Source organism: Gemmatimonadales bacterium (assembly GCA_035502185.1).
Lineage (GTDB): Bacteria > Gemmatimonadota > Gemmatimonadetes > Gemmatimonadales > JACORV01 > Fen-1245.
The window spans coordinates 1-19,489 of the sequence record DATJUT010000059.1 but is presented as its reverse complement, the minus strand read 5'-3'; the positions used below and the strand labels follow the sequence as shown (position 1 = coordinate 19,489).

At 72.4% G+C, this 19,489-nt stretch carries 21 protein-coding genes; 1 reads left to right on the top strand and 20 read right to left on the bottom strand.

All coding sequences use genetic code 11. From position 1 onward, the window contains the following. Nucleotides 1–56: 56 nt before the first annotated feature. From nadD to VMF70_07760, 18 genes are read right to left on the bottom strand one after another with little or no spacing between them, the layout of a single operon-like run. The gene (gene nadD / locus VMF70_07845) at nt 57–629 is read right to left on the bottom strand and encodes a nicotinate-nucleotide adenylyltransferase (GenBank protein ID HTT67924.1); all 573 of its coding nucleotides are present in this window, start codon (nt 627–629) and stop codon (nt 57–59) included. Further along, the gene (gene bamD / locus VMF70_07840; GenBank protein HTT67923.1) at nt 604–1,365 is read right to left on the bottom strand and encodes an outer membrane protein assembly factor BamD; all 762 of its coding nucleotides are present in this window, start codon (nt 1,363–1,365) and stop codon (nt 604–606) included. Before bamD ends, nadD begins: the two co-directional genes overlap by 26 nt. Beyond that, nucleotides 1,362–2,267: a hypothetical protein gene (locus VMF70_07835; GenBank protein ID HTT67922.1), complete on the bottom strand. Its 906-nt coding sequence runs from the start codon at nt 2,265–2,267 to the stop codon at nt 1,362–1,364. The genes bamD and VMF70_07835 overlap by 4 nt, the downstream gene beginning before the upstream one ends. Further along, complete coding sequence (locus VMF70_07830; GenBank protein HTT67921.1) at nt 2,267–2,995, bottom strand: tetratricopeptide repeat protein; 729 nt, start codon at nt 2,993–2,995, stop codon at nt 2,267–2,269. Before VMF70_07830 ends, VMF70_07835 begins: the two co-directional genes overlap by 1 nt. After that, nucleotides 2,979–3,947, bottom strand: coding sequence for an NAD-dependent epimerase/dehydratase family protein (locus tag VMF70_07825; protein ID HTT67920.1), 969 nt, complete (start codon nt 3,945–3,947; stop codon nt 2,979–2,981). The genes VMF70_07830 and VMF70_07825 overlap by 17 nt, the downstream gene beginning before the upstream one ends. Further along, nucleotides 3,944–4,876 (bottom strand): UDP-glucuronic acid decarboxylase family protein, encoded by a 933-nt coding sequence (locus VMF70_07820; protein ID HTT67919.1) that lies wholly within the window; start codon nt 4,874–4,876, stop codon nt 3,944–3,946. The genes VMF70_07825 and VMF70_07820 overlap by 4 nt, the downstream gene beginning before the upstream one ends. Continuing rightward, complete coding sequence (locus VMF70_07815; GenBank protein HTT67918.1) at nt 4,876–6,180, bottom strand: UDP-glucose/GDP-mannose dehydrogenase family protein; 1,305 nt, start codon at nt 6,178–6,180, stop codon at nt 4,876–4,878. Before VMF70_07815 ends, VMF70_07820 begins: the two co-directional genes overlap by 1 nt. Then, nucleotides 6,177–7,202, bottom strand: coding sequence for a dTDP-glucose 4,6-dehydratase (gene rfbB, locus VMF70_07810; protein HTT67917.1), 1,026 nt, complete (start codon nt 7,200–7,202; stop codon nt 6,177–6,179). The genes VMF70_07815 and rfbB overlap by 4 nt, the downstream gene beginning before the upstream one ends. 2 nt (nt 7,203–7,204) lie before the next feature. Continuing rightward, nucleotides 7,205–7,690, bottom strand: coding sequence for a dTDP-4-dehydrorhamnose 3,5-epimerase family protein (locus tag VMF70_07805; protein ID HTT67916.1), 486 nt, complete (start codon nt 7,688–7,690; stop codon nt 7,205–7,207). Then, complete coding sequence (locus tag VMF70_07800; protein HTT67915.1) at nt 7,687–8,415, bottom strand: sugar phosphate nucleotidyltransferase; 729 nt, start codon at nt 8,413–8,415, stop codon at nt 7,687–7,689. The genes VMF70_07805 and VMF70_07800 overlap by 4 nt, the downstream gene beginning before the upstream one ends. A 1-nt stretch (nt 8,416) precedes the next feature. Beyond that, nucleotides 8,417–9,295 carry a dTDP-4-dehydrorhamnose reductase gene (gene rfbD, locus VMF70_07795; GenBank protein ID HTT67914.1) on the bottom strand — a complete coding sequence of 293 codons (879 nt, stop codon included), beginning with the start codon at nt 9,293–9,295 and terminating at the stop codon, nt 8,417–8,419. 5 nt (nt 9,296–9,300) lie between these two features. Continuing rightward, nucleotides 9,301–10,602: a nucleotide sugar dehydrogenase gene (locus tag VMF70_07790; GenBank protein HTT67913.1), complete on the bottom strand. Its 1,302-nt coding sequence runs from the start codon at nt 10,600–10,602 to the stop codon at nt 9,301–9,303. Beyond that, nucleotides 10,599–11,717, bottom strand: coding sequence for a DegT/DnrJ/EryC1/StrS family aminotransferase (locus tag VMF70_07785; GenBank protein HTT67912.1), 1,119 nt, complete (start codon nt 11,715–11,717; stop codon nt 10,599–10,601). The genes VMF70_07790 and VMF70_07785 overlap by 4 nt, the downstream gene beginning before the upstream one ends. Then, the gene (locus VMF70_07780; protein ID HTT67911.1) at nt 11,714–12,283 is read right to left on the bottom strand and encodes an acyltransferase; all 570 of its coding nucleotides are present in this window, start codon (nt 12,281–12,283) and stop codon (nt 11,714–11,716) included. The genes VMF70_07785 and VMF70_07780 overlap by 4 nt, the downstream gene beginning before the upstream one ends. Further along, nucleotides 12,280–13,245 carry a UDP-N-acetylmuramate dehydrogenase gene (gene murB, locus VMF70_07775; protein ID HTT67910.1) on the bottom strand — a complete coding sequence of 322 codons (966 nt, stop codon included), beginning with the start codon at nt 13,243–13,245 and terminating at the stop codon, nt 12,280–12,282. Before murB ends, VMF70_07780 begins: the two co-directional genes overlap by 4 nt. After that, complete coding sequence (carB, locus tag VMF70_07770) at nt 13,245–16,574, bottom strand: carbamoyl-phosphate synthase large subunit (GenBank protein HTT67909.1); 3,330 nt, start codon at nt 16,572–16,574, stop codon at nt 13,245–13,247. Before carB ends, murB begins: the two co-directional genes overlap by 1 nt. Continuing rightward, complete coding sequence (locus VMF70_07765) at nt 16,558–17,511, bottom strand: GDP-mannose 4,6-dehydratase (protein HTT67908.1); 954 nt, start codon at nt 17,509–17,511, stop codon at nt 16,558–16,560. Before VMF70_07765 ends, carB begins: the two co-directional genes overlap by 17 nt. After that, nucleotides 17,508–18,473, bottom strand: a complete 966-nt coding sequence (locus tag VMF70_07760) for a GDP-mannose 4,6-dehydratase (protein HTT67907.1) — start codon at nt 18,471–18,473, stop codon at nt 17,508–17,510. Before VMF70_07760 ends, VMF70_07765 begins: the two co-directional genes overlap by 4 nt. Before the next feature lie 139 nt (nt 18,474–18,612). Between VMF70_07760 and rpmB the strand changes: the two genes are divergently transcribed. After that, complete coding sequence (gene rpmB / locus VMF70_07755) at nt 18,613–18,831, top strand: 50S ribosomal protein L28 (GenBank protein ID HTT67906.1); 219 nt, start codon at nt 18,613–18,615, stop codon at nt 18,829–18,831. A gap of 104 nt (nt 18,832–18,935) precedes the next feature. On the opposite strand, the gene rplQ is transcribed toward rpmB, so the two are convergent. Next, the gene (rplQ, locus tag VMF70_07750) at nt 18,936–19,292 is read right to left on the bottom strand and encodes a 50S ribosomal protein L17 (protein ID HTT67905.1); all 357 of its coding nucleotides are present in this window, start codon (nt 19,290–19,292) and stop codon (nt 18,936–18,938) included. Then, on the bottom strand, nt 19,292–19,489 hold a 198-nt coding region (locus VMF70_07745; protein HTT67904.1), incomplete at its 5' end, for a hypothetical protein. The genes VMF70_07745 and rplQ, both read right to left, overlap by 1 nt.

Here is a 19,489-nt window from a genome sequence, read left to right as displayed (position 1 = left end):
CACCAGTTGCCCGTCGTGCAGACGGCAAGTTGCGCAGTGGTTACCAGAAGCGAGTGTCATCGGTACAGGTGTTCCTTCGCGATGTAGTCGGCCACGGCATCCGGAACCAGGTAGCGGATGCTCTTCCCCGCGAGGCAGCGGGCCCGGATGTCGCGCGCCGAGATCTCGATCGCCGGCGTCGCCACCACGTGCCGCACCAGGCCGCTCGCCGCCTCCGGCGCGCCGGGGCGCGTCAGGGCGGCCACCTCCGCGAGCCGGGCCACCTCCTCGACGGCCCGCCACCGCCCGAGGTCCGCGGCCGCATCGGCCCCGAGCAGCAGCACCAGCCGCTCGCCGGGCCAGCGCCGCTTCAGCTCGCGCAGCGTGTCCACGGTGTACGAGGGCCCCTCGCCCGCGCGGTCCAGCTCCAATGGCTCGAGCGCGAAGACGGGGTGGCCCGCGATCGCCAGCTCGATCATCGCGCGGCGGTGCGCCGCGCCGGCCACCGGGCCCTCGGCCTTCAGCGGCTGGCGCCGGCACGGCACGAACAGCACCCGTGCCAGGCCCAGCGCCTCCGCCGCACGGTCGGCGGCGATGAGGTGCCCGAGGTGGACCGGATCGAAGCTACCGCCCAGCAGCCCGGTCGCCACACAGCTCCCGGACGTCGGCGCGCTGCCGGTAGAACGGGGCGTAGTAGGCCCGCAGCTGGTCGCAGAACGCCCCCAGCTCGTCCTTCCAGCCGATGGCCTGGTACGACCGCACCAGGTACACGTACGTCTCGGGCACCAGCGACGACGACGGATAGGTGGCGATCAGGTCCTTGAAGTACAGGATCGCCGAGTCGTACGCGCCGCGCTGGAAGTAGAACAGCGCGTTCTCCAGCTCCTTGACGGCGAACCGCTCGTTCAGGGCCCGGATCCGCACCCCCGCCACCCGTGCCGCCGGCGAGTCCGGAAACCGGCTCTGCAGCTCCTGGTACGTGGCCAGCGCGGTCTGGCCGTTCGAGGGATCGAGGGCCGTGTTGGGCCACTGGGCGGCGTACGCGTCGCCCGCCCGCAGCAGCGCGTCCGGCGCGAGGCGGAAGGTCGGGCTCTCGTCCGACACGCGGCGGAACTCCCGCGCCGCGGTCACGTAGTCCTCCTGGCCGAAGTACGACTCCGCCAGGTAGAAGCGCGCCACGGGGTAGAGCGTGTCGTGCGAGCTGACGTTGAACGTGAGCGCCTGGAAGCCGCTCTGCGCCTTGTCGTACCGCCCCGCCCGCAGCTCGTGCAGCGACGCCCGCATCAGGTCCAGGGGCTCGGGATACGCGCGCGGATCGAAGTGGTGACACGCCCCCACCCCCGCCACCAGCAGGGCCACGGCCGCCGTACGCGCCGCCGCCGTCACGGGGTGGCCCCCTTGAGCAGCCGCTCCAGCTGCGCGGCGGCGCGCAGCACGGTCGGGTCCTGGTCCCCGCCCCCGGCGACGGCGTGGCGGTAGGAGTCCACGGCCTGCGCCGTGTCGCCGTCCGCCCAGCGCGCGTCCCCCAGCAGCAGCCAGGCCAGGCGCACCGTGCTGTCCGGCACCCCGATGGCGATCGCGCGGCGGAACTGTTGCACCGCGTCCTGGAGGGCGCCGGCGCTCAGCGACAGCTTCCCGTCCGCGACGGCGCACCCGGCGAGCCCGCCCTGCGCCGCCCGCGCCAGGGTGGGCAGGCTGTTGCGCCGCAGCACGGCGGCGTAGACGCCCGTGCCCACGTCGCAGCGGCCCAGCCGGGCGTTGACGTCGCCGTACGCCAGCAGGAAGGAGTCGGTCGCCGCCGCCGTCGGGGCCGCGGCGGCGGCCTGGAGCAGCACGTCCATCGCCTCCGGCCGCTTGGCCAGCGCCGTCGAGCTCGCGCCCAGCGCCACGGCGAGGGCGCCCACGGGGCGCTGCGGCGCGACGTCGTGCAGCGCCACCATCGCGTCCGTCACCGCTCCCATGTCCCGCGCCCCGACGGCCAGCCGCGCCGCGCGCGTCAGGCCGTCCGCCGCCTCGTCCAGGGCCGCCGGCTCCGCGCGTGCCAGCTCCCGGTAGGCGATGACCGCGTCGCTCAGCGCGCCGGAGTGCAGCGCCGCCTGGGCGAACTTGGCCCGCAGCTCGTAGCTCGGGCGGCGCTGCTGCATCGCCAGGCGGTACTCCGCGAGCGCATCCACGTACGCCTGCTCCGCGTAGCGCCGGTCGCCCAGGCGCTCGTGGTCCGGGCCGGACGCGCAGGCCGCGGCCACAAGCGGCAGCGCCCACCGCCAGCGCACCGCGGACCGCCGCATCAGGCGCCGGCCCCCGCCGGCCGGCCTTCCACGCGCTCGAGCAGCGCGAGGTACGCGCCGATGCGGGGCTCGTCGGGCCGCTCGACGCGGCACCGCTCCCACGCGCGGCGGGCGCCGGGGGTGTCCCCCAGCAGGTGGCAGGCCATCCCGAGGGCCGCGCGCGCGTCGAAGAAGGTCGGGCGCAGCTCCAGGATCCCCTCCAGCTCGTGCCGCGCCTGGTCCGCTTCGCCCGCCTCCAGCCGCAGCCGGGCCAGGCGATAGCGCAGGTCCACGTACTCCGGCCGCAGCCGGGCCGCACGCTCGTACTGGTCGATGGCCTGCACGAGACCGCCGGCCTCGACGTACGCCTCGCCCAGCTCGGCGTGCAGGTTGGCCAGCTGCGAGGCGACCGGCGCCGCGAAGCCGGTGTGGTCCACCGCGCCCAGCCCCTGGGCGGCCGCGAACGCCGCCACGGCGTCCTCGTACCGGCCCAGCTCGTTGAGCAGCACGGCGCGGTTGAGGTGGGCGTCCACGTAGCGGGGGTTCAGCTGCAGCGCCTGGTCGAACTCCGCCACCGCGTCCTCGCGCCGGCCCACGGCCGAGTACGCCAGCCCGAGCAGGTTGTGCGCGTCGGCGAAGGCCTGCCCGGACTCCAGCGCCTCCGAGAGCAGGTGGATGGTGCCGTACGCGTCGCCCGCGTCGAACCGCTCCTTCGCCCGGGCCACCAGGTGGCTAGTGCGTGCGTCCATGGACCTCCTCGAACCAGCGCACGAAGCGCGGGATGCCGTCCTCCACCGTCGTCACGGGCCGGTAGCCCAGCAGCCGCCCGGCCTTGCGGACGTCGGCGCAGGTGCGCCGCACGTCGCCCGGCTGCTCCGGCAGCCGCTCCAGCCGCGCCTCGCGCCCCACCGCCCGGGCGATCAGGGCGACCAGCGCGCTCAGCGTCGTGGTCCGCGATTCGCCGAGGTTGACGATCTCGACGCCCGGTCCGCCGCCCGCGGTCCAGCCCACGGCCGCCGCGACGCCTCCTACAATATCGTCGATGTAGGTGTAGTCGCGCTCGCTCGACCCGTCGCCGTAGAACGGCACCGGCCGCCCCTCGGCGATCAGGCGGGTGAACTTGTGGATCGCCAGGTCCGGCCGCTGCCGCGGCCCGTACACGGTGAAGAATCGCAGCGCCATGATCCGCAGGCCGTACAGCTGGGCGAAGGTGACGCACAGCAGCTCGCCGGCGCGCTTGGTGGCGGCGTAGGGCGAGATCGGCAGCAGGGCCGGCCAGTCCTCGGCGAACGGCACCGGCGCCGTGTCGCCGTACACCGACGACGAGCTGCCGAACACGAACCGGTGCGCGCCGGCGCGGCGCGCGGCCTCGAGCAGCACCGCCGTGCCCTCGATGTTCACCGACGCGTAGAGCGCCGGGTCCTCCAGCGAGGGCCGCACCCCGGCGCGCGCCGCCAGGTGCACGATCACCGTCTCGGCGTCGAGCAGCCGGCGCACCAGGGCGCCGTCGCGCACGTCGCCCTCGACCAGCTCGAAGCCCGGCGAGCGCGCCAGCGCCGCGAGGTTGGCCTCCTTGACCGGCCGGGCGTAGAAGTCGTCGAAGCTGTCGAGCCCGACCACCTCGTCGCCCCGGGCCACCAGGCGCTCGGCCACGTGCGAGCCGATGAAGCCCGCCGCCCCGGTCACCAGGACCCGCGTCACGCCAGCTGCTCGCGCAGGTACGCGATCGTCCGGCCGAGCCCGTCCTCGAGCCCGATCTTCGGCTCCCACCCCAGCAGCGACCGCGCGCGGGCGATGTCGGGCTGGCGGACCTTGGGGTCGTCCTCGGGCAAAGGCTCGCGCACGATCGCCGAGCGCGAACCGGTGAGCCGGATCACCAGCTCGGCCAGCTCCAGCACCCGGTACTCGCGCGGGTTGCCGATGTTCGTCGGCTCGGCGGCCCCGCGCTCGAACAGCCGCACGATCCCGTCCACCAGGTCGTCGACGTAGCAGAACGACCGTGTCTGCGAGCCGTCGCCGTAGATGGTGATGGGCTCGGCCTTGAGCGCCTGCACGACGAAGTTCGACACCACCCGCCCGTCCCGCACCCGCATCCGCGGCCCGTAGGTGTTGAAGATGCGCGCGATCCGCGTGTCCAGGCCGTGGTAGCGGTGGTACGCCATCGTCATCGCTTCCGCGAACCGCTTCGCCTCGTCGTACACGCCCCGCGGGCCCACCGGGTTGACGTTGCCCCAGTAGCCTTCCGGCTGCGGGTGCACCAGCGGGTCGCCGTACACCTCGGACGTCGAGGCCAGCAGGAAGCGCGCCCCCTTGGCCTTGGCCAGGCCCAGCGCCTTGTGGGTCCCGAGCGAGCCGACCTTGAGCGTCTGGATGGGCAGCTCCAGGTAGTCGCGCGGGCTGGCGGGCGACGCGAAGTGCAGCACCCCGTCCAGCGGGCCGTCCACGTAGATGAAGTTGGTGACGTTGTGCTCGTGGAAGGCGAAGTGCCGGTTCCCCGTCAGGTGCGCGATGTTGTCCGGGCTGCCGGTGACGAAGTTGTCCATGCCGACGACGTCGCAGCCGGCCGCCAGGAAGCGGTCGGCCAGGTGCGAGCCGAGGAAGCCCGCCGCGCCGGTGATGAGCACGCGCATCAGACCCGTCCCCGCCCGATGGAGTCGTAGCTGAACCCGTGCTGCCGCATCCGCGCCGGCTCGTAGAGGTTGCGGGCGTCGATCACGACCGGGCGCCGCATCAGGCTGCGGGCGCGCTCGTAGTCCAGCACGCGGTACTCCTGCCACTCCGTGAGCACCACCAGCGCGTCGGCCCCCTCGAGCGCGTCGTAGCGGCGCTCCACGTAGCCGATGCGCCCGCCGAAGCGGCGGCGCGCCTCGTCGAGCGCCTTGGGATCGTGCACCCGCACCGCCGCGCCGGCCGCCAGCAGCCCGTCGATCACGACCAGCGCGGCGGCCTCGCGCATGTCGTCGGTCTGCGCCTTGAACGCCAGGCCCCACACCGCCACGGTCCGGCCGGCCAGGGTGCCGAGCGCGCGCTCCAGCTTCTCCAGCGCCACCCGCTTCTGCCGCTGGTTCGCGTCGTCGACGCACTCGAGGATGTCCTGGCGCGCGCCCACCTCGCGTCCGGTGGCGCACAGCGCCTTCACGTCCTTGGGGAAGCAGGACCCGCCGTACCCGGGCCCGGGGAACAGGAACGCCTTGCCGAGCCGCGCGTCGGACCCGATGCCCGCGCGCACGTCGTCGACGTCCGCCCCGACCCGCTCGCACAGCGCCGCGAGCTGGTTCATCAGCGCGATGCGGGCCGCCAGCATCGCGTTGGCGGCGTACTTGGTGACCTCGGCGGAGGGGATGTCCATGAACAGGATCGGGTTCCCCGAGCGCACGAACGGCTCGTACAGCTCGCGGAGCGCCGCCTCCGCCTCCGGGCTCTGGACCCCGAGCACGATGCGGTCCGGCTTCATGAAGTCCTGGACCGCGGCGCCCTCCTTGAGGAACTCCGGGTTCGACGCCAGGTGGAACGGCACCGCCGTCTCGCCCGCGATGGCGGCGCGGACCTTCTCGGCGGTGCCCACCGGCACGGTGCTCTTGGTCACCACCACCTTGGACCGGTTCATGTGCCGGCCGATCGTGACCGCCACGTCGAGCACGTGGCTGAGGTCGGCCGACCCGTCCTCGTCGGGCGGTGTGCCCACGGCGATGAACACGATGTCGCTCTTCTGCACCGCCTCGCCCACGTCGGTGGTGAACGACAACCGGCCCTCCGCCTGGTTCCGCGTGACCATCGGCTCGAGTCCCGGCTCGTAGATCGGGACCTCGCCGCGCCGGAGCCGCTCGATCTTGCCGGCGTCCACGTCGGCGCAGACCACGGCGTTGCCCATCTCGGCCAGGCCCGCCCCCATCACCAGCCCGACGTAGCCCGTCCCCACCACCGCCACGTTCATGACGCCCGCTCCTCGTACCATGCGCGGTAGAACGCCCGATACGACCCGTCCTTGACGGCGCGCCACCAGGACTCGTGCTCCACGTACCAGCGCACCGTGTCCGCCAGGCCCTGCTCGAAGGAGCGTGCCGGCCGCCACCCCAGCTCGCGCTCGGCCTTGGTCGCGTCCATCGCATAGCGGCGGTCGTGGGCCGGCCGGTCGGCCACGTGCTCCACCAGCGCCGGGGCGACGCCGGTCAGCACCACGATCCGCGACACGATGTCGAGGTTGGCCCGCTCCGCGCGGGCGCCGAAGTTGTACACCTCGCCCGCCCGCCCCCGCTCGAGCGCCGCCAGCACGCCCGCGCAGTGGTCCTCCACGTGGATCCAGTCGCGCACCTGCCGACCGTCCCCGTACACCGGCAGGCGCCGGCCCTCCACGGCGTTGGTGATCATCAGCGGCACCAGCTTCTCGGGAAACTGGTACGGCCCGTAGTTGTTGGAGCAGCGGGTGATCACGACGTCCTGGTCGTAGGTCCGGGCGAACGCCAGTGCCAGATGGTCGGCGGCCGCCTTGCTCGCCGCGTAGGGGCTCGTCGGGTTGAGCGGGGTCGCCTCCGTGAACGGCGCGTCGTCCGGTCCCAGCGCGCCGTACACCTCGTCGGTCGACACGTGCACGACCCGGCAGCCGCCGAGCGCGCGGGCGGCCTCCAGCAGCTGCACCGTGCCGAGGACGTTGGTGCGCACGAACGGCTCCGCCGCCAGGATCGACCGGTCCACGTGGGTCTCGGCGGCGAAGTTCACGATGCCCTCGGCGCCCCCCTCGAGGGCGCGGCTCACGTCCGCCGGCTCGGCCACGTCGCCCTTCACGAAGCGGTAACCGGACCACCCGGCCAGGTCGGCCAGGTCGGCCAGGTTGGCCGGGTTGCCGGCATAGGTGACCAGGTCGAGGTTGGTGACGGACCAGTCCGGATGCCGTTCCCGCACCAGCCGCACGAAGTTGGATCCGATGAAGCCCAGCCCGCCCGTGACCACCAGGCGCACGGTCAGCCGTCCTTCCGCGCCCAGTCGTACGGGATGCGCGGGTCGTGCGCATCGATGCGCAGCTCGTCCGGCCGCGCGTGGTCGTACGGCTCCGTCGGGACGTTGACCACCAGGGCCTCCCGCTCGGAGATGCACTTGAAGCCGTGGAACACGAGCGGCGGGATCTGGACGAGCAGCGGGTTGTGGTCGCCCACGAAGAACTCGTTGATCGTGCCCCGGGTGGGCGACGCCTCGCGGTCGTCGTACAGCACCAGCTTCATCATCCCGGCCACGCACACGAAGTTGTCGGTCTGCCGCTCGTGGTAGTGCCACGCCTTCACCACGCCGGGGTAGGCGGCGGTGAGGTAGACCTGGCCGAACCGCGTGAACTCCGGGTCGTCCGAGCGCAGCATCTCCATCAGCCGCCCGCGCTCGTCCGCCACGACCCGCAGCACCTTGGTGCGGACGCCGTCGATCGGGCGCCGCGACGGCGCCTCGAGACCCTTCATCGCCCCTCCGAGCGCTGCTGCGCGACGAGGCTGGCGGCCCGGTACAGGCTCTCGACCGCTCCGGCGTCGGTCCACCAGCCCTCCACGAAGGCGTGATCGAGCTCGCCCCACCCGAGATAGGCATTGTTGACGTCGGTGATCTCCAGCTCGCCGCGGCCCGAGGGCTTCAGGGTGCGGATGATCTCGAACACGCGCGCGTCGTACATGTAGACGCCGATGACGGCGTACCGCGAGCCGGGCCGCGTCGGCTTCTCCTCGATCCGGACGATGCGCTCGCCCTCGAACACCGGGACGCCGAAGCGCTCGGGGTCCGCCACCTCCTTGAGCAGCACCAGGCCGCCGCGGCCGTTGCGGGCGTACCGCGCCACCGCCGGACGGATGGACCGCTCGAGGATGTTGTCGCCGAGGATCACGCAGATCGGCGCGCCGTCGGCGAAGTCCTCCGCGAGGCCGAGCGCCGCCGCGATGCCGCCCTCGCCCTCCTGGTAGGTGTAGTTCAGGTGCTTGAGGCCGAAGTCCCGGCCGTTGCCCAGCAGGCGCAGGAAGTCGCCCGCGTGGCTGCCCCCGGTCACCAGCAGGATCTCGGTGATCCCCGCCTCGACCAGCGTCTGGATCGGGTAGTAGATCATCGGCCGATCGTAGACGGGCAGGAGGTGCTTGTTGGTCACCCGGGTCATCGGGGCGAGCCGGGTGCCCAGCCCGCCGGCCAGCACCACGCCTTTCATGTCACGCGTCTCCGTCGATCAGGCCCAGCGGGGGGACCCGCCCGGTCCGGAGGTGAGCCACCACGTGCTCCTCCCATCGCGGCAGCGCGATCCCCAGCGCGGTCTCGGTCGCCCGGCAGTCGAGCACCGCGTAGGCCGGCCGCGCCGCCGCGCGCCCCGCGTCGGCGGTGCGGCACGGCGTGACGAGCGCGGGATCGGCTCCGACGGCGCCGTAGACCGCCCGGGCCACCTCGAACCACGACGCCGCTCCCGCCGCCGCGAGGTGCCAGCGGCCCGACCGCCCGCCCCCGACCAGTCCCCACAGGCCCTCGGCCACCAGGGCGGTGGACGTCGGCGCCCCCACCTGGTCGTCCACCACCCGCAACGGGCGGCCCCGGGCGGCGGCCGCGCGGACGGTGTCCACGAAGTTGCGGCCGCCGGGCCCGAACAGCCATCCCGTGCGGACGACGGTCCACCGCGGCCCCGACGCCTCCGCCGCTTCCTCGCCGGCGGCCTTGCCCCGGGCGTACGCCCCCAGCGGCGCGGGGCGGGTGGCCGGAGGGATCGGCGCGCGGGCCGATCCGTCGAACACGTAGTCGGTGCTCAGGTACACGAGCTGCGCGCCCGCCTCCCGGCACGCGGCCGCCACGTGCGCCGTCCCGTCGCGGTTCACGGCGAGCGCCGCGTCCGGCTCGGCCTCCGCCCCGTCCACGTCCGTCCAGGCCGCGAGGTGCAGCACCGCGTCCGGTCGCGCGCCGAGCACGGCCCGCCGCGTGGCGGCCGCGTCCCGCACGTCGAAATCGTCGAGCGTCCACCCGAGCACCTCGGCTCCCGCGCGCCGCCACAGCGGCACCAGGGTGGCGCCGAGCAGGCCGTCGGCTCCCGTGACGCCGACGCGCAAGCGGGCTAGCGGGCTTCGCGGCGGGCGGCGACGACGTGCCGCGTGTCCACGAGGGCCTTCGCCTCGCGCGCCACCATCGCGTAGTCGAGCTTGCTGTGGTCCGTGACGATCACCACGCAGTCGGCCGACCGCACGACCTCCGGCGTGAGCGGCGAGGAGCTCAAGGCCACGCTGTCCTCGTGCAGCTCCGGGATGTAGGGGTCGTGGTAGCGCACCACGGCGCCCATCCGCTCCAGCAGCTTGATCACGTCGAGCGCCGGGCTCTCGCGCAGGTCGTCGATGTCGCGCTTGTACGCCACGCCGACCACCAGCACGGTGGAGCCGCGCACCGACCGCTGGTGGTCGTTGAGCGCCGCCACCACCTTCTCGACCCAGTACTCCGGCATCTCCGCGTTGATCTCGCCCGCCAGCTCGATGAACCGGGTGCGGTAGTTCAGCGTCCGCATCTTCCACGCGAGGTAGTGCGGGTCGAGCGGGATGCAGTGCCCGCCCACGCCGGGCCCCGGCGTGAACTTCATGAACCCGAACGGCTTGGTGTTCGCCGCCTCGATGACCTCCCACACGTCCACGCCGAGCTTGTCGCAGACGATGGCCATCTCGTTCACCAAGCCGATGTTCACCGAGCGGAAGGTGTTCTCCAGCAGCTTGACCAGCTCGGCCGCCTCCGGCGAGCTGACCGGCACCAGCGTCTCGATCGCCGGCTGGTAGAGTGCCATCGTGACGCGCGTGCACGCCGGCGTGACGCCGCCCACCACCTTCGGCGTGTTGTGGGTGTTGAACTTCGGATTCCCGGGGTCCACCCGCTCGGGGCTGAACGCGAGGAAGAAGTCCACGCCCACCTTGAGGCCGCCCTTCTCGAGCGCGGGCAGCAGCATCTCGCGGGTGGTGCCCGGGTAGGTGGTGCTCTGGAGGATGATGGCCTGGCCCGGCCGGATCGTCCGCGCCACGCTGTCCGTCGCGGCCGAGATGAACGAGACGTCGGGGTCGCGGGTCTTGGACAGCGGCGTCGGCACGCAGATCGCGACGCCGTCCGGCTCCCCGAGCCGGCCCAGGTCGGTGGTGGCGCTGATCTTCCCCGCCTTCACCAGCTTGGCCAGCCGCTCGGTGGGGATGTCCTGCACGTGCGAGCGGCCCGCGTTGACGCCGTCCACCACGCGCTTGCTGACGTCGAAGCCGATCACCCGGTACCCGGCTTCGGCCAGCTCGACGGCGAGCGGAAGGCCGACGTAGCCGAGCCCCACCAGTCCGAGGACGGCGGTCCGCGCCTTGGCCTTCTCCAGCAGCTGTGCTTCGTAGTTGGTCGTCATGTCCCGTAGAATCCGCGAATGGTTTCGGCCACGTACTGCTGCTCGGCCTGCGACAGCTCCGGGTACACCGGCAGGGCCAGCACCCGGCGGGTCGCCGCCTCGGACGCCGGGAAGGCGCCCGCGCGGTGGCCCAGGTACCGGAAACAGGGTTGGAGGTGCAGCGCGAGCGGGTAGTAGACCGCGCACCCGACGTCCTTCGCCTTCAGGTGCGCCAGGAGCTCGTCGCGCCGCTCCGCCTCGATCACGTACTGGTGGAAGATGTGCTCGTTGGCGGGATCGGTCGCCGGCGTGCGCACCGAGGGCAGGCCGGCCAGCAGCTCGCCGTAGCGCGCCGCGTTGGCGCGCCGGGCCGCGCTCCACGCCGCCAGGTGCGGCAGCTTGGCCAGCAGGACCACCGCCTGCAGGGCGTCGAGCCGCGAGTTCGTGCCCACCTCGTCGTGATGGTACATCTGCAGCCCGCCGTGGGTGCGCAGGCTCCGGACCCGGGCCGCGATCCGCTCGTCGTTGGCCACCACCATGCCCCCGTCGCCCCACCCGCCGAGGTTCTTGCTCGGGAAGAACGAGAAGCCGGTGACCGTGCCCAGCTCGCCGGCCATGCGCCAGGCCCCGTCCACGCGGCGGCGGGCGCCGATGGCCTGGGCCGCGTCCTCGAGCAGCGGGATGCCGTGCCGGGCGGCGAGCGGCACCAGCCGCTCCATCGCCGCCATCTGCCCGAACAGGTGCACCGGCATGATGGCGCGGGTGCGCGGGGTGATGGCCGCCTCCACGGCGGCCGGATCGATGTTGAACGTCACGGGGTCGATGTCGGCGAACACCGGCCGGGCGCCGGCGTTGTGGATCGCCCCCGCGGAGGCGAAGAAGGTGAACGGGCTGGTGATCACCTCGTCGCCCGGCTTCAGGTCCAGCGCCTTGAGCGGCACCAGCAGCGCGTCGGTGCCGCTGGCCACGCCGACGCCGAACCGGGCGCGCGACAGCTCCGCGATCCGGGCTTCGAGCTCCTCCACCGGCTTGCCGAGGATGAACAGCTGCGCGTCGGCCAGCTCGAGCACCTTGGCCACCACGCTCTCGCGGATGGCCCGATGCTGCGCCTTGAGGTCCAGCAGCGGGACCTTCACTGGACCACCAGCGCGCCGCCGCGCTCCACGTAGGCGGAGCCGCAGCGCGCGCACCGGCCCTTCCCCTGCTCCACCTTCAACCGCTCGCCGCACTGGCACATCCAGCCCACCTGGCGCGCGGGGTTGCCGACCACCAGCGCGTGGTCCTTGACGTCCTTGGTCACCACGGCGCCGGCGCCCACGAACGAGAACCGGCCCAGCGTGGTGCCGCAGACCACGGTCGCGTTGGCGCCGATGGTGGCCCCGCGCCGGCACAGCGTCCGCTCGTACTCGCCCTTGCGGATGACGTGGCTGCGCGGGAACGACACGTTGGTGAACACCATCGAGGGCCCGCAGAACACGTCGTCTTCCAGGGTCACGCCCTCGTAGACGGACACGTTGTTCTGGATCTTCACGTTGGTGCCGATGCGGGTGCCGGGCATCACGACGACGTTCTGCCCGAGACTGCAGCGCTCGCCGATCACCGCGCCCGGCATCACGTGGCAGAAGTGCCAGATCTTGGTGCCCTTGCCGATGACGGCGCCCTCGTCGATCACCGCCGACGGGTGCGCGTAGAAGTCGCTCACTTCGGCTCCCCGAGCACCTTCACCTCGAGCTCGAGCTCGATGCCGAACTCCTTGAACACGGCCGTGCGGGCGATGTCGATGAGCTTCAGCACGTCGTCGGCCGAGGCGTTCCCGACGTTCACGATGTAGTTGGCGTGGACCTTGGAGATCTCCGCGCCCCCCACCCGCCGGCCCTTGAGCCCGCAGCGGTCGACCAGGCGCCCGGCGGTGGTCTCCTCCGGGTTCTTGAACACCGAGCCGCAGCACGGCTGGTCGAACGGCGTGCCTTCGCGGCGCTTGCGCAGCAGCATCGCCAGCTCGGACTTCAGCTTCTCCGGCTCCTCCTGGTCGAGGCGCAGGGCGCAGCCCAGGACCACGTGGCCCTCGAGGCCGCTGCGGCGGTAGGTGAACGGGATGTCCTTGCGCGGCTTGTCCACGACCCGGCCCTTGGCGTCCAGGACCGTGGCCGAGATCAGCACCGAGGCGACGTCCTGGCCGTGCGCGCCCGCGTTCATGAACACCGCGCCGCCCACGGAGCCGGGGACCCCGATGAGCTTGTGCACGCCGGCGTAGCCCTCCTCGGCGGTCTTCCGCGCCAGCAGCGGCAGCGGCAGGCCGGCGCCCACCTTCCAGGTCCCGGCGCGGTGCGACAGGGCGTCGAGCCCCTTGCCGATCTTGATCACCAGGCCGTGGAACCCGCCGTCGCGGATCAGGACGTTGGAGCCGAGGCCCAGGACCAGGTAGGGGAGCTTGTGCTCCTTGGCCCAGCTCACCGCGCCCGCCACCGCCTCGTTGGTCGACGGCGTGAAGTGCACCGTGGCCGGCCCGCCGATCCGGTAGGTCGTGTGCCGCGACAGCGGCTCGCCGTACTTGACCGCGCCGCCGAGGTCGTCGGGAAAGGCCGCCATGCCCTTCGGCGGCCCCTTGGCGGCCGGCTCCGCCTTCTTGGCGCGCGGCTCGGCCTTCTTGCGGGGCGCGGCCATCAGGCCACCTGCACGATCGAAGCCAAGCGACGCGCGTACCACTCCTGCACGCTCAGCACGTCGGCCTTCGAGCTGCGGAGCGCAATCACCGCGTCGCACGCCGCCGAGGCGGCCGACATCGTGGTCGTGTAGGGCACGCCGTGCATCAGCGCGGCCCGCCGCAGCTCGTAGTCGTCCCGCTGGGAATACTTGCCGAGCGGGGTGTTGATCAGCAGCTGCACTCGGCCAGAAATGATCAGGTCCACTGCGTTCGGCCTCCCCTCCCACACCTTGTGAACGCGCTCGCATGCGATGCCGCGCTTCTGCAGATACCGGGCCGTCCCCTCCGTCGCGATGAGGCGGAACCCCATCTCGTGAAACCGCCGCACGATCGGCGTCACCGTCGGCTTGTCGCTGTCGTTGACGGTGACCATGATGGCGCCCTCCAGGGGCAGCGCGCCGTCGGCGGCGATCTGCGCCTTGGCGAACGCCCACCCGAACGACTCCGCGATCCCCATCACCTCGCCCGTCGAGCGCATCTCCGGGCCGAGCAGCGTGTCGGCGTTGGGCAGCTTGTTGAAGGGGAACACGGCCTCCTTCACCGCGACGTACGGCAGCTCCACTTCCTCGACCAGGCCCAGCTGCTCGAGCGTGCGGCCCGCCATCACCCCGGCGGCGAGCTTGGCCAGCGACACGCCGGTGGCCTTGGAGACGAAGGGCACCGTGCGCGAGCCGCGCGGGTTGACCTCGAGACAGTAGACCACGCCGTCCTTGATGGCGTACTGGACGTTGATCAGTCCGACCACGCCCAGGGCCGCCGCCAGCGCCTTGGTGTGGCGGCGCATCTCCTCGATCTCGCGCTCGCCGATCAGGTACGGCGGCAGCACGCAGGCCGAGTCCCCGGAGTGGATCCCGGCGTCCTCGATGTGCTGCATCACGCCGCCGATCACGCAGGTGGTGCCGTCGGCGATGGCGTCCACGTCGGCCTCGAACGCGTCCTCGAGGAACCGGTCGATCAGCACCGGGTGGTCGGGCGCCACGCGCGCGGCCTTGGCGAAGTACTCCTTCAGCACCCCCGCGTCGTACACGATCACCATCGCCCGCCCGCCCAGCACGTAGGACGGCCGCACCAGCACCGGGTAGCCCACCCGCTCGGCCACCGCGAGCGCCTCGTCGGTGCTGCGCGCCGTGCCGCTCGCCGGCTGGGTGATCTTGAGCCGGCGCGCGATGGCCTCGAAGCGCTTGCGGTCCTCGGCGGTGTCGATCGCGTCGGCCGACGTGCCGAGGATCGGCACGCCCGCCGCCTCGAGCCGCTGGGTCAGCTTGAGCGGCGTCTGGCCGCCGAGCTGCACCACCACGCCCCGCGGCCGCTCCAGCTCCACGATCTCGATCACGTCCTCGAAGGTGAGCGGCTCGAAGTACAGCTTGTCCGAGATGTCGAAGTCGGTCGAGACCGTTTCCGGGTTCGAGTTGATCATGATCGTGCGGTGGCCGAGCTCGCGGAACGCCAGCGCCGCCTGGACGCAGCAGTAGTCGAACTCCACGCCCTGACCGATGCGGTTGGGCCCGGAGCCCAGCACCACGATGCCCCGCTCACCCAGCGGCTCCGACTCGTTCTCCTCGTCGTAGCTCGAGTACAGGTACGGCGTCGCGGACGGGAACTCGCCCGCGCAGGTGTCCACCGTCTTGTACGCCGGCCGGATGCCGAGGGCGTGGCGTTCGGCGCGGATCGCGTCCTCCGAGGTGCCGGCCAGCGCCGCCAGCTGCACGTCGGCAAACCCCATCCGCTTCATCCGCCGCAGCATCGCCGCCGCCGTCGGGTCGGCCGCCCGCGGGACCGCCCGCCCGCGCCGGCGCGCCGCGGCGCGCCGCGGCTTCGCGCCGCGCTTCCAGTGCCCCGGCGCCCAGGCGGCGAACTCCCGTTCCGCCTCGACCAGGTCGGCCATCTGGCGGACGAACCACGGGTCGATGGCCGTCAGCTCCGCGATGCGCTCCGCCGGCATCCCGGCGAGGAAGGCGCGCTTGATCTGGAACACGCGCTCCGGGGTGGGCCGCCGCAGCGCCGCCCCGATCGTCGTCGCGTCGTCGTTCTCGAGCCGGTCGTCCGCGGGCGTCGCGCCGACCACCCAGCCCGGCCGGTCCGCCTCCAGCGCCCGGATGCCCTTCTGGAAGGCCTCCTTGAAGGTCCGGCCGATGGCCATCGACTCGCCCACCGACTTCATCTGGGTCGTCAGCCCCCAGTCGGCGAGCGGGAACTTCTCGTGCGGGAAGCGCGGGAACTTCACCACCACGTAGTCGAGCACCGGCTCGAACGACGCGGGCGTGGTGCGGGTGATGTCGTTGGGCAGCTCGTCCAGCGTGTAGCCCACCGCCAGCTTGGTGCCCATCCGCGCGATGGGGAAGCCCGTGGCCTTGGAGGCGAGCGCCGAGGAGCGCGACACGCGCGGATTCATCTCGATCACCAGCATCGTGCCGTCGGTCGGGCTCACGGCGAACTGGATGTTGCAGCCGCCGGCCTCGACGCCCACCTCGCGGATGATCGCGATCGCGGCGTCGCGCATCACCTGGTACTCGCGGTCGGTCAAAGTCATCGCCGGCGCCACGGTGATGCTGTCGCCGGTGTGCACCCCCATCGGGTCGAGGTTCTCGATCGAGCACACGATCACCACGTTGTCCCGCCCGTCGCGCATCACCTCCAGCTCGAACTCCTTCCACCCCACCACGCTCTGCTCGATCAGCACCTGGTGCACCGGCGACGCTTCGAGACCGCGCCGCACCGCTTCGTCGAGCTCGGCCGGGTTGTAGGCGATCCCGCCGCCGGTGCCGCCCAGCGTGAACGACGGCCGGATGATGGCCGGGTAGCCCGTCCGCTCCACGATCGCCCCGACCTGCTCGACCGAGGTGGCGAAGCCGCCGACCGCGACCTGGAGCCCGATGCGCCGCATCGCCTCCGCGAACGCCTCGCGGTCCTCCGCCATCTCGATGGAGCGGGCGTTGGCGCCGATCAGCTCGACGCCGTAGCGCTCCAGCGCCCCGCTACGATGGAGGGCCATCGCCACGTTGAGCGCCGTCTGGCCGCCCATCGTCGGCAGCAGGGCGTCGGGGCGCTCCCGGGCGATCACCCGCTCGACCCACTCCGCGGTCACCGGCTCGATGTAGGTGCGGTCGGCCAGCTCGGGGTCGGTCATGATCGTGGCCGGGTTCGAGTTCACCAGCACGACCTCGTACCCTTCCTCCTTGAGGGCCTTCACCGCCTGGGTCCCGGAGTAGTCGAACTCCGCCGCCTGCCCGATGACGATCGGACCGGAGCCCACCAGCAGGATCCGCTTGAGATCAGTCCGCTTGGGCATTGACCAGGTCGGTGAGCGTCCGCTCCAACGGAATCCTCGGCGTCCAGCCGGCCGCGGCGGCGAGCTTCCCCGCGTCGCCCACGAGGTACGGAATGTCGGCCGGCCGCATGAACTCCGGATCCGGCTCCGCGATCGCGTCCACGCCCACGATCGCGGCGAGCCGCTCGAACAGCTCCCCCAGCGCGAGGCCGCGGCCGGACGCGACGTTGTAGACCTCGCCCGGCACGCCACGCGCGAGCAGGGCGACGTACGCCTCGGCCACGTCGCGCACGTCGAGGAAGTCGCGCACCGGCTCGAGATTGCCGACCTTGACCACCCGGGCGTGCGCGAGCCGCGCGCCGCGCAGCCGGCGCGCGAACGCCGGCGCCACGAACCGCTCGTCCTGCCCGGGCCCGGTGTGCGGGAACGACCGCGCGATCACCACCTTCAGCCCGGTGCGCAGGCGGGTCTCCACGGCCGCCAGCTCCGCGCCGGCCTTGGACGCCGCATAGGGCGAGCGCGGCGCCGTCGGGTCGCTCTCCACGAGCGGGCGGCGCGCCGGGCCCGCCCCGTACACCTCCGCCGTGGACACGACCACCACCACCGGATCGCTCTCCCCGGCCCGCCGCCGCCGGCCGAACTCGCCCACCAGGCGCGCCGTCCCGGCGGCGTTCACGGCCCACGCCACGCCCGGGTCCTTCAGCGCGTCGCCGCCCGAAGCGACCGCCGCCAGGTGGATGACGGCGTCGTAGGCCCGCGCCGCCGCCTGGCGCACCGAGCCCGGGTCGCCCAGCTCCAGCGGGATCCAGGTCACGGCCTTCCGCTCGGCGGCGGTGAGGCCGTCGGGGCGCGGTGGCCCCGGCTGCGCCCCGGCCACCACCTCGTGCCCGGCCGCCAGCAGCGCGCGGAGCACCCACCGCCCGACGAAGCCGTCGGGTCCGGTCACCAGGACGATCATGCGGAGCGCTTCACGCGATCCAGGTCCGCGTCGACCATCATCCGCATCAGGTGCTCGAAATCCACCGTCGGGCACCAGTCGAGCCGGGTGCGCGCCTTGGAGGGGTCGGCCAGCAGGGTCTCGACCTCGGCCGGCCGGTCCTGCGCCGGGTCGTGGACGACGTGCTTTCGCCAGTCCAGGCCGACGTGCCCGAACGCCACCTCGCAGCAGTCGCGCACGCTGTGCTGCGTCCCCGTGCCCACCACGAAGTCGTCGGGCTCGGTCTGCTGCAGCATCCGCCACATCGCGTCCACGTAGTCGCCGGCGAAGCCCCAGTCGCGCCGGGCGTCGAGGTTGCCGAGCCGCAGCTCGGTGGCGAGGCCGTGCTTGATGCGCGCCACGCCGTCCGAGATGCGCCGGGTCACGAACTCGAGGCCGCGGCGCGGGCTCTCGTGGTTGAACAGGATGCCGCTCACGGCGAACAGCCCGTACGACTCGCGGTAGTTCACCGTGATGTGGTGCCCGTACACCTTCGCCACGCCGTACGGGGAGCGCGGGTGGAACGGGGTCGTCTCGCGCTGGGGCGTCTCCCGCACCTTCCCGAACATCTCGCTGGAGCTGGCCTGGTAGAACCGGGCGTCCGGCTTGACCAGGCGGATGGCGTCCAGCAGCCGCGTGACGCCGAGCGCGGTGAACTCGCCGGTCAGGACCGGCTGGGTCCACGAGGTCGGCACGAACGACTGGGCCGCGAGGTTGTAGATCTCGTCCGGCGCCGCCGCGTGGACGACGCGCTGCAGCGAGTGCTGGTCCAGCAGGTCGGCGGGGACGATCTCCATCCGGCCCACCAGGTGCTGGATGCGCTCGTAGCTGTCGTGCGAGGTCCGCCGCACCACGCCCACGACCCGGTACCCCTTGGCGAGCAGCAGCTCCGCCAAGTACGAGCCGTCCTGCCCCGTGACGCCGGTAACGAGCGCGGTCGGCATGTAGACCCCAGACAAACGGGTATAGGGTACGGAGGGTGCGGGTGCAGCGCCGCGCGCACCTCAGCCCCGCCCTTGAATCAAGTGCCAGAGCCGGCTAAACTTAGCGGCTGCACCGGACTTTTTGAAGCGAGGATTTCTGATGGCGCGCGTATGCGCGGTATGCGGCAAGGGCCCGAGCTTCGGGCATCACGTCTCCAACGCGAACAACCGGACCACCCGGCGCTGGTATCCCAACCTCCAGGCGGTGCGGGTGCTGGTGGACGGCGTCCCCAAGCGGATCCGCGTGTGCGCGGCCTGCCTCCGGTCCAACAAGATCCAGAAGGCGCCGCGGGCGCGGAAAGTGGCCGCCACAGGCTGAAAAGGCGTTGGGGGGTTGCAGGTTGTGGGTGGTGGCAAAAAAGCGGGGGACCGGTCCGGTCTCCCGCTTTGCTTTTCCACAACCTACAACCCACCACCTACAACCTACTCTTTCAGCAGCTCGATCCTCGCCGTCTCCCCGCCGTCGCCGATGCGGTGCGCGAGCCTCAGGATGCGGGTGTACCCGCCCGGCCGGGCCTGGAAGCGCGGCCCCAGCTCCTTGAAGAGCTTGGTCGAGACGCCCTTGTCCTTGACCCGCCGCTCCACCAGCCGGCGCGCGTGCAGGTCGCCCCGCCGCGCCAGGGTGATGAGGCGCTCGGCCACCGGCCGCAGCTCCTTGGCTTTGGCCACGGTCGTGACGATCGCGCCGTGCCGGAACAGCTCGGTGGCCATGTTGGACAGCATGGCCCGGCGGTGCGAGGCGGTGCGGGAAAGCTGGCGAGCCTTGGCGCGGTGCCGCATCAGACCTCCCGGCCCGCCTCCGCGATCAGCGGCCGGATCACCGGCTTGATGCCCGGATCCAGCACGCGGATCCCGCCCTCCGCTTCCTCCCACTGCATCCCGAAGGCCAGCCCTTCCTTGAGCAGCAGCTCGGCGATCTCGGCCACGGCCTTCTCGCCGACGTTGCGGACCTTGAGGAGCTGCTCCTCGGTGTTGCG